This is a genomic window from Psychromonas ossibalaenae ATCC BAA-1528 (genome assembly GCF_000381745.1).
In the GTDB taxonomy this organism is placed as follows: Bacteria; Pseudomonadota; Gammaproteobacteria; order Enterobacterales; family Psychromonadaceae; genus Psychromonas; species Psychromonas ossibalaenae.
This window is the reverse complement of the sequence record NZ_KB907021.1, coordinates 25960-36118: the sequence shown is the minus strand read 5'-3', so window position 1 is coordinate 36118 and position 10159 is coordinate 25960. Positions and strand designations below refer to the sequence as shown.

The window sequence follows — 10159 nt, the reverse complement described above, 5'->3', positions numbered from 1 at the left end:
CATAAGGCGTACCGTTTGGAAGGATAATATCAAGTTGATTAACCAGTTGGCGCATTGAGTACTTGCGAAATAATGCCATGCCAATAACAGCCCAAACCATTTGTTCCATAGGGAGCTTACGTTTTCTTATCGTAGCCACGCCAGTTTGAGATAGTGCATCAGTAACTAACTCAGGTGCTAATAGCTCGTTAAGGCCAGTAAATTCAGTGAAGTGATTAAGTGATACCTGGGAAAGTGCTGTTGATAGTTGCATAAAAAAATCCGATGTTTTGTGAACATCGGATTTTGATCTTATTCAGTTAAAAATCAATAGATTTTTCTTAACTGATCGGCATTACAGTTTATCTGCCTTTTTTTTCGGGAAATTTTTCTGCTGCAGATCTTGAATGAAGGAGCGGGCGGGACTCCCCTGTAATTAATTAAATTTTTTCACTGAGTCTCTATCGATTAATTCCGGAGCCAGTTTGTTATTGACTGAATATTCTTCCTTATGCACTAAAGAGAGTACACAGTTGGCTGCTTCAACCCCCATTTCCAGGACAGGGAAGTTAACCGTTGTGAGTCTGGGTCTTATATGCTGGCTGTAGGTATCATTATCAAAACCAACAATAGAAATATCCTTACCAATAGTCAGTTCTCTTTCACTGCATACATCGTAAGCCGCTAAGGCGATATTGTCGTTCTGGCAGAAAATCGCGGTGATTCCATTATCTCGATCCAGCAGACGCCTGACCTTTTCATGGTTACCGTCATGATCAAAGCGTCCTTCTGCAATCAAGCTGGCATCGTACTGAATACCGTACTCTGTCAGTGCATTTCGATATCCCTGCAGGCGGTCGCGGCTGTCAATTTTGCTCAGCTGCCCGGTAATACAGGCAACCTTGATATGGCCGGATTCAAGTAAGTGTTTAGTAGCAAGATAGCCGCCAAGCTCGTTATCGATACAGATACACTGGTTAGATAACTCAGGTACATAGCGGTTGAGAATAACGGTTGCGGGTGTATTTTTAGCTATCTTGATTAATTCATCATCAGATAACATATCGGAGTGAATGATTAAACCATCAACTTGTTTAGACTGAAGAAATCGAATTGAATCTGTTTCTTTTTCTTTTGATTCCTGGCCGCTGGTAACGATTAAATGCATATTTTTTTTACGAACAATATCTTCTGCGTTATGCATCAAAGGGCCGTAGAAAGGCCCTTCAAGTGAGCCTACCAGCATGCCGATACTGTTTGAACGGCTCGATGCCAGTGCTTGAGCGAAGGCGTTTGGTTTATAACCTAACTTTTCTATTGCTTCAAACACTTTTATTTTATTAATTTCTTTCACCGTCGAATGGCCGTTTAAAGCTCTTGAAACAGTTGCTTGAGAAACCTGGGCAAGCTCAGATACTTCCTTGATGGTGATCAACTTACTCTCCTGATAATATTTGCTTAAAGGATTAAACAGAGTACTTCTATAAAGAAAAATGGTTTACTAAGTTTAATGACACTAAAATTTATCTTTTAATTTTGAATGCTTCATTAAGACACTGCAAGCGCTTTCGTTAAGTTCTGAGGATGCCCGCACATTATATGCTGTAACATATAATGTGCGAGGCACTCGAAGCATTGATTTATAAGCTCTGGATGTTTTATAGTATTTTTATCGGGTAACGGTATTAGTTTCTCCATGAGTTCAGATGGTGTGATCAAGATCGCGTGAAAGCGCTTACTTTGGTGACATTGCTCACTTTTCATCCTTAATTTTATCTTTATACTTGTTTCAGAAATTGGCCGACTGGTTTTTAATTGTTTTAGATTATTATCTGATCATGTTTGGCCTTTTTTTATAACAATAAAAGAAAGCGCTTTCTTGGTGCTTTATTTATTAATATACGGAAAGCAATAAACTTATGGAGTTACAATGAAACTATCAAAATTAACCCTAGCATGTCTTCTTGCAACATCGGGCTTATCAGTTACTAGTGCTGCTCATGCAGATACAACCGACGGTATAGAATTTCACGGCTATTTTCGCTCTGGTGTGCTTTTGAGCGTAGAAGATGACATGAAACGTTCGGCATGGCAGGGCGGTAAAGAGACGCTAGGTCGTCTGGGTCTTGAAGCCGATAATGATATGAATTTTGAGCTGGTAAAAAAATGGGCATTTGATGATGGTAAATCTATCCGCATCCATGTTGCAGTAGCCGGTACAGGTACTGATAAAGCGCTGGGTTCTTCGGTTGATGCCGATTCATCAAGCAACAGTATGGGTTTTGGCCAGACATATGTTGAGTTTGGCGGTCTGACTGAAACGGGTACTTTCTGGGCTGGTAAACGTGATTACGGTAAAGACAACTATATCTTTATGACAGATTTCTTCTACACGCAGATGTCTGGTTTAGGTATTGGTGTGAGTGATTATGAGATTGGTGATACTAAATTTGATTTCGCTTATATGACCAGTGATAGAAATAATGCTGACGGCCGTCCGTATCCTTGGGGGTCGACTAATACAAATAATATTATGCATTCTGTCCATGTCGGTGCAAATTTTGGTAGTTTCGAACTGCATGGTCAGGTTAAAGCGATGGCTGATAACTGGGATGAAGCCGGTACTGAATATGCTGAAACAGGCTATGATGTAACAGGTATTGCTCATCTTGACAGCTTCCTTGGTCTTCCAGGAAATGGTTTCTCTAAAGTGATTGTTCAGGCAGGTAAAGGTTTAGGCTCTAATCAACTGCTGGGCGGCACGCTGAATGTCTACAACGGATATGTTGCCGGCGGACCTGGCCCTGATCAAATGACTTATATTGATGAAGATGACCTGTCTGCGCGTTTCTTACTTTGGGGGGGCTACTTCCTAGAAAACGGTATTAATCTGTTCCCTGCGCTGCAGGCTCAGTACAATGATAATGATGACGGTAGTTCAAATTACTGGACTTCAGCAATGGTACGTCCAACCTTCCCTGTCTCTGATAACTTCTTTATTGCCACTGAATTCGGTACGCAGTACAGCCATTGGGAAAGTGCTGATGGCCAGGAAGGCAGTGGTAATAACGCTAAAGCAACCATCGCACCAACTTGGATTATCGGTACGGGCCAAGGCCCTGCACCTGAAATCCGTCTACTGGGTACTTACCTGAATCATGCTGCAACAAACGCCGGTGATGATGATTTCATCGTTGGTTTACAAGCTGACATGTGGTGGTAAGCGCTAAATAACGCTTAACTAACAAGGGCTGTCATTCTCAGAATGACGGCCCTTTTGGTTTTATTATACAGCAGGAAAGAGGGCTTCCTCCTGGTCTGCAGATCGCTATGACCCTCTCTATACCCAAACGACTTGTATATTTGAATGTCTATTCAGGTGGTTTGGTTATAAAGACAGTCTTCTCCCTGAATGGAAATTAGGAATATGATAAAAAAAAATAGACAAACTTCGGTAATAAAACGTATGTATGCCGGATTCTCAGTGATGGTGCTGCTGTTTGTTGCGACTGTTGCTTTAATGCTGAACGGTACAAGCCGTATTCATAAGCAGCTTGAATCAGTCAATACGGACGCTTTACCTCTGGTTACTTTTGCTAATCAAACCAGTGTTAAATTGTTAATTGCAGATAAAATATTCAAAGATTTTTTAACCAGTCAAGATCCACTGCGTATGCAGAGTTATGAAGACAAGTTTAGCGCTGCGCAGCAAGATGCTAATGATGCTCTTAATAAATTAGCTAAGATTTCAGCTGATAACCCTGCACTGAATAGTCAATTAAGTGAACTGCTTGCTATCGAAAAACGTTACTTCTCTGAAGTGAATAAAGCGATGGATAATTATAAAACCCAGTTGAATGCGCAGCAGGAACGACAGAAAACCGCGCGCCGTTTCCAGAAACTGCAAACAGATTTACGCTTAGGCATGATCGAGTATATCAACGAAAAGGGGACGGATACGGTTAAATTATTGGCGAAAGGTTATTTTGAGAAGCTGAAGTCAATAGAAACAATTACATCAGATGCTTTGTCTAGTGACGATATCAGTAAAATCAGTAAGGCGATGAAAGTAAATAAACGCAGTGTAACGCGCCTCAAGTTTGCTTATCAAGCCATTGTCACGCAGATGCCTGGTTTTAAAGACGAGTTTGAGAATTCAACCAGGCAGTTTTTTCAGGATGCGGGTAAAAAAGGCGGCGTACTGGATCAGCACCATATATTTATTAAAGCGCGTAATCTCTTGTATGCGAACATCGCTGTTCTTGCCGCCGAAGTTGATCAGGCGATGACTATCCTTGCCGCTTTTCGTGCTGAAGCAGATCAGCTGATGAACAGTGCCATTGATAATGCAAATCAGATCTATACGGATGGTTATACTAAAGCTGTTTTAATGGGCGGAAGTGTAACCGTATTCCTGCTGTTCCTTGCCTGGTTACTGGCACAAAATGTGCGTAAGCCTTTGGTCTCAATCCTCAAGGCGCTTGAAGCGTTAACGGATGGAGACATGACCAAAAGAGTAAGTGGTAATACGTTCATTGAATTTAATCAACTCAGCACTCATATCAATACGCTGGCGTCCAATCTGCAGGATATCCTGCGAAAATTAAGCTTAACGTCAGGCAATTTAGCGGAAGTATCAGCCCAGAATCAATCTACTATGACTCAGTCCAAAGCACGCTTGAATGAGCAGCGGAATCAAACTGCATCGGTTGCAACGGCGATGACGGAAATGGAGCATTCCGTTAAAGATGTTGCTGCTAGTGCACAGAGTTCCATGGATAAAGTACGTGACGTTGAACTTGCCGCTCAGACAGGGCGCGCAGTGATGAGTGACAATATCTCGACTATTCACCTGTTGTCAGAAAACCTTGATGAATCTGTCAAAGTGGTTTCAACAGTTCAGGAGATGAGCAGTAATATCGGCTCTATTCTGGACGTTATCCGCCACATTGCAGCTCAAACTAATTTACTAGCACTGAATGCTGCTATTGAAGCGGCGCGTGCCGGAGAACAGGGACGCGGTTTTGCGGTTGTTGCTGATGAAGTTCGAGTGCTGGCGGAACGCACCACTAGTTCGACGGCTGAAATTGAAGATATGATTCAAAATCTACAGCAGAAATCCGGTCAAGCATCAACAGTAATGCAGGCCTGTGTTACTGAAATGAATAAAAGTTTAACGCAGACATCCGATGCTAATAGCGCGATGGAGGAAATTCAGGCGAATATTATCGCGATTAGTAAAATGAGTTACCACATAGCGCATGCTGCGGAAGAGCAAAGCTCAACAACCAACTCTATTGCACGCAGCCTGGAAGATATTAGTCAGATAGCAGACGACAACAATTCATCAATGGAGCTGGTGGCCAAGGTAAGCTGCAAGTTAGATGAACTGGCACATCAGCAGAATGAACTAGTTCATCGATTTAACGTCTAGTTTGATTCATTAAATATTAATTGGGTGTGAGTGGTTACTTTCTTCTTGTGTGTTTTAATTGCCAGCTTTGTTGGGCGTGTCGTTAAAAGTCGCTGTTTATAGAATCTACGAAGTCTTTAAACTGTGCCTTGTCTTGGTGTCTGAGCTAGTGACTGATAAATGCAATTTGATTGGTAATGGATATATAAATAATTAGTAAAACAGCAGTTAACAGGGAGAGTCGAATGTCGAGTAAATATAATAAACATATGTCATTAGCTGGAATTAATTTTTCAAATTTATCTGATAAGGAGTTGGGGATAATTGCTGCAAAGATTGTTGCAGACAAGATTCATGGCATCTCATTTAGTCCTTATATAGAAGGGCAGGGACCAGGTACACAAATTGGTGCAGCACAGATCCGGGAACGATTAAAAATTATCCAGTCAAATGTCAACTGGGTACGTTCATTTTCCTGTACCGAAGGTAATGAACAGATCCCAGAAATAGCGCGGCAGAACGGACTTAAAACCATGGTTGGTGTCTGGTTAGGTGGTGATTTAGAGAAAAACGAAAAAGAGCTGGCCAATGCTGTCGAAATAGCAGAAGCGGGTCATGTCACTATTCTAGCCGTAGGTAATGAAGTACTACTTCGCGGAGATCTGACTGAAGAGCAGCTGATTGACTACATCAAGCGTGCCAAACAGGCGCTGCCTGACATTGAAGTCGGTTATGTTGATGCCTATTACGAATTTGAAGATCACCCTCGTGTCACCGAGGTCTGTGACGTGATTCTGGCTAACTGCTACCCGTTCTGGGAAGGCTGTCCTGCGGAATACTCCCTGCTGTATATGAAAGATATGTATCGCCGTGCTGTTCGTTCCGGCGGCGGCAAGAAAGTCATTATCACTGAAACCGGCTGGCCGAATGTCGGCACAACAGAAGGGGGCGCGATACCTTCTAATGAAAAAGCAGTGAAATATTTTATTGATACTTACTTATGGGCCGAGGAAGAGGGGATAGAAGTCTTTTATTTTTCTTCTTTTGATGAAACTTGGAAAGTGGAAGCAGAAGGTGATGTCGGCGCCTATTGGGGGCTTTGGGATAAAGACGGTAAATTCAAATATATTGACGATTTAGAACAGATGGAAGCGAGCGCATAACATGGAGTTAATAAAGAGTAATAATGAGATGCAATGGCTGCATGGAAATGCCGTATGTTATTCCGGTTATCGTGAAGGTCAGAATCCCTGTTTAGGTATTTATCCAAGTTATGAAGAGATAAAAGAAGATCTGCTTATTTTAGCGGACAACTGGAAATTTCTTCGCTTGTACGACTGTGGTATACATGCGCAAACGGTTCTGCAGGTGATCCGTGACGAAGCCTTGGATTTTAAGCTGATGCTCGGTGTGGATATGGCTGCTGAGATGAGCAACCCGCAGTGTCCATGGGGAGCATGGTTCAGTGAGGAAAAACTCAATGAAAACCGCCGCCATAACAGTGATGAAATCGACCGGTTGATCGCTTTGGTGGAAAAATATCCTGAGATTGTCTTTTCTGTTTCGGTAGGTAACGAGGCCAGTGTCGACTGGACGGACCATATGGTGCCGGTAGAAAACCTGATCGGCTATGTACGTAGAATCAAAAGTGCGCTTAAACACCCGGTTACTTTTTGCGAAAACTATGTTCCCTGGACAAACAAGCTCCAGGATCTGGTCGCCGAGTTAGATTTTCTTTCGGTGCATACCTATCCGGCATGGGAATTTAAAACCATGGATGATGCGCTTGAATACACTAAACAGAATTATTACTCGGTCGCGGATCGTTATCCGGGCAAGCCGGTTGTTATTACCGAGGCTGGCTGGACAACTGCCTCTAACGGACGGGGGATAGAAGCATGGAATGCTTCCGAGGAGCTGCAGGCTGCTTATTATGAACAGTTACTTGAGTGGACCGCTAAGGAGAAGATTCTGACCTTTGTCTTTGAAGCGTTTGATGAGCCCTGGAAAGGTGATTCTCATCCACTTGAGCCGGAAAAATTCTGGGGACTGTTCCATGTTGATCGTACTCCCAAACTAGTCATGCAGGAACTGTATATAAAAGACAGGGCATAAAACTGCCGGGCTTATTGTAATAATGTGGTTGATTTTCAGCTGAATCAACCACATTGCATTTAGGTCAAAAGCAGTGCTTATTTAGATGCATATTCAGAACGGATGTTAGCAGCTTTTCTGGTCATTACATCTAAAGGTTTAATAATCAGTACATTGTTAACGGCTTGGTGTCTGGCTGCAGTCGGCTGTATAGCGGTAATATCACTCTATTTAAGGGGCTGTTCATTTCCACAATGAATTTTTAATATTCTTAAAATGTATGATTGTTTTGACGGTTATAATATTGCTGTTCAATATTGCCGTTGAGCCAGCAGTCTTCTATATGCTCGCATTTTTTTTTGTTAATTTCGCAGCAGTCAAACTCATCACTCCAAAGCAAATCCCATGATTCACTAAGCGTTAGCGCCTCAACGGTCGGTATAAGTGCTTTAGCAGGAGGTTTTTTATCAAGCGCCTTATCAGTTGTTGAATCTTTACTGTCTGAGGTAAAGCCTGCCAATGTTGTTACTAATGCAGCAGCTGCGATTTCGATGACAATATTAAATCCTAAACAATATAAAAACCAGCTTACGGCGGATGTAGAAAGGCAGACAATTAAAAAATGTATAGACTGATTTTTTGTCCTGCTAGCTTTAATTCGTGTTGCGGACGAGGCTGGAACGATTTTTTTTGATGCAGTCGTTAAATAACTGCTTTGATCGGCAGGCATTACTATGACTCCGGTTGAAATTGATGAGAGCGTCTGAGTTAGCTAGCCGCTCGAATTTTATATTAATGCGGCTGATTCATTGCTGAATGCAGCCGCATTAATATCTGTTTATTGTAGAAAAACTAATGCTTACTTAGGCGCGTATTCAAAACGAATATTATCAACTTTTAAGGTCATCACACCTAAAGGTTCAATAACCAGCACATTGCTGATCGCTTTGATGTCTGCTTGGTTTCCACCTGAGAATCGGTTTCCACCGGCAATTAAATCAGCCACTTTGATGCGTACTTCGCCCCATGTTCCGACGGCAGGCTGTGTGACGGTAATGTCACTCGCTTTAGGCCAGCCGCTGTCCATTTTCACCAGCAGTTCAGTATCACCTCCCATGCTTTCAACATTCAGATCGAAGACTAATTCGCCATTATCCATCCAGTGACTGAGATCGGTTTTAGGTGCACGTAAATAAACATTACCAGCTTCACCAGTTTTAGTTATTTTCCATACTTTGCCGCGGCCGGCTTCTTCAACTTGCTCTTGAGTGACAACTTTGTCTGGGTTGTAGCCGTCAAAAGCCATGCCTACACTCAGTTCATCCTTATAAACATCAAAAACTGGGCCTTTGCCGAAGTTACCGTCACCGATCAGGATTTCAGGCTCAGGCGACCCTTCAACTAATTTTGCCTGATCCGATAAACTTGCACAGCCTTTACCTTTCCATCGGTCTGCAGAGCATCGATAAACACGTACGTAGTCAATGGCTAATGTTTGCGGGAATACAGATGAATCGATACCGCCATTATTTGCGTTGGCGGCCCAGTTGCCGCCGACTGCAAGGTTTAACAGCATATGGAATTTCTGATTGAAGGGGGCATTCTCGCCGCCGCTGACAAAAATGCCGTCTTCCATATGCTGACTGTACCAGCCGTCTTGTTTCTGCGTCGCAAAATGAACATTATCAATATACCAGCGGATTTCACCCTCTTCCCATTCGATGGTATAGGTATGGAAACCATCGGCTGGATTAACATTACCCGGCAGATGCGTTGCCTGGCCTGTAAATACATTATCCGGCCAAGGTTTACCGTAATGCAGGCTGCCGAATACACGTGATTCAAGCTCGCCTTCAGCCGCTCCTGTTTCGGTAGAAGGTGTCTTAAGATTAACTGCTTCCATAATATCAATTTCACCAGACGCCGCCCAGCCGCCGTATACCCAGTCTGTCGGCAGCATCCAGATTGCAGGCCAGGTTCCCTGACCAAAAGGCAGTTTCGCACGAACTTCAAAACGCCCGTATTTCCAGTTACCTTTTCTCACTGAACGTAATTTAGCCGATGTATAAGGCAGGGTTCTGGTACCCGGATTTCCGTCCGCATTATCAGGGCCGGTAAAGCTTCCTTTTTTGGCGACAATATTCAGCTTACCGTCTTTAACAAATGCATTGCTCTCACGGCCGGTATAACATTGTTGTTCATTGTTACCGCCCCCCCAGCAGTCTTTTACACGCTCCCATTTCGTTTTGTCAATTTCACTGCCGTCAAACTCATCACTCCAAAGCAGATCCCATTTGCCGCTAGGTGTTACAGGCTCTGCTGTCAGAACAAGCGCTTTGGGGGTGGATGTTTTTTCCAGTACGTTATCAGCTCCTGTAACTTTGCTGTCGGATGCACAGCCTGCCAGTGTTATTGCTAATGCAGCCGTTGATATTTTGAATGCCGGATGTAGTGCTGTTGTTTTCATTTATCCTTTCCTTATATGGATGAAATACATTGTAAGCGCTTTCTTTATAGCATTGTTCTATTAGAGTTCAAATATAAGCGCTTATATAAGCATCAATAACATTGGTATTTGCGAGCTGTTTCACAACTGTTTTCGAGTGTTTAGTGATTCTTTTATCTTTCAGCACCTAAAAAGAGCTGTTATATGCCTGTTTTTAACAAATATAT

General features: G+C 42.7%; 8 protein-coding genes. 4 read left to right on the top strand and 4 right to left on the bottom strand.

What is annotated here, in order from left to right; genetic code table 11:
* A partial coding sequence (locus tag G327_RS0119785) for a transposase domain-containing protein (protein WP_019616545.1) occupies positions 1-253 on the bottom strand: 253 nt, incomplete at its 3' end.
* A 162-nt stretch (positions 254-415) separates the two neighbouring features.
* Positions 416-1414, bottom strand: coding sequence for a LacI family DNA-binding transcriptional regulator (locus G327_RS0119780; RefSeq protein WP_019616544.1), 999 nt, complete (start codon positions 1412-1414; stop codon positions 416-418).
* Between the two features lie 495 nt (positions 1415-1909).
* Between G327_RS0119780 and G327_RS0119775 the strand changes: the two genes are divergently transcribed.
* The 4 genes from G327_RS0119775 (at position 1910) to G327_RS0119760 (ending at position 7507) form a co-directional block, all read left to right on the top strand.
* A complete protein-coding gene (locus tag G327_RS0119775) occupies positions 1910-3202 on the top strand; it encodes a carbohydrate porin (RefSeq protein ID WP_019616543.1) in 1293 nt (430 codons plus the stop codon).
* 204 nt (positions 3203-3406) lie between these two features.
* Positions 3407-5413 (top strand): methyl-accepting chemotaxis protein, encoded by a 2007-nt coding sequence (locus tag G327_RS0119770; protein WP_019616542.1) that lies wholly within the window; start codon positions 3407-3409, stop codon positions 5411-5413.
* Positions 5414-5637: 224 nt separating this feature from the next.
* Positions 5638-6555, top strand: coding sequence for a glycoside hydrolase family 17 protein (locus G327_RS0119765; RefSeq protein ID WP_019616541.1), 918 nt, complete (start codon positions 5638-5640; stop codon positions 6553-6555).
* 1 nt (position 6556) lies between these two features.
* Positions 6557-7507 (top strand): glycoside hydrolase family 17 protein, encoded by a 951-nt coding sequence (locus G327_RS0119760; protein ID WP_019616540.1) that lies wholly within the window; start codon positions 6557-6559, stop codon positions 7505-7507.
* 250 nt (positions 7508-7757) lie between these two features.
* Here the strand turns inward: G327_RS0119760 and G327_RS0119755 are convergent, their stop codons facing one another.
* Together G327_RS0119755 and G327_RS0119750 are read right to left on the bottom strand one after the other, a co-directional pair.
* Positions 7758-8216: a hypothetical protein gene (locus tag G327_RS0119755; RefSeq protein ID WP_019616539.1), complete on the bottom strand. Its 459-nt coding sequence runs from the start codon at positions 8214-8216 to the stop codon at positions 7758-7760.
* A gap of 129 nt (positions 8217-8345) precedes the next feature.
* Entirely contained in the window at positions 8346-9953 is a 1608-nt protein-coding gene (locus G327_RS0119750) for a glycoside hydrolase family 16 protein (RefSeq protein ID WP_019616538.1), read from the bottom strand.
* Positions 9954-10159: the final 206 nt, after the last annotated feature.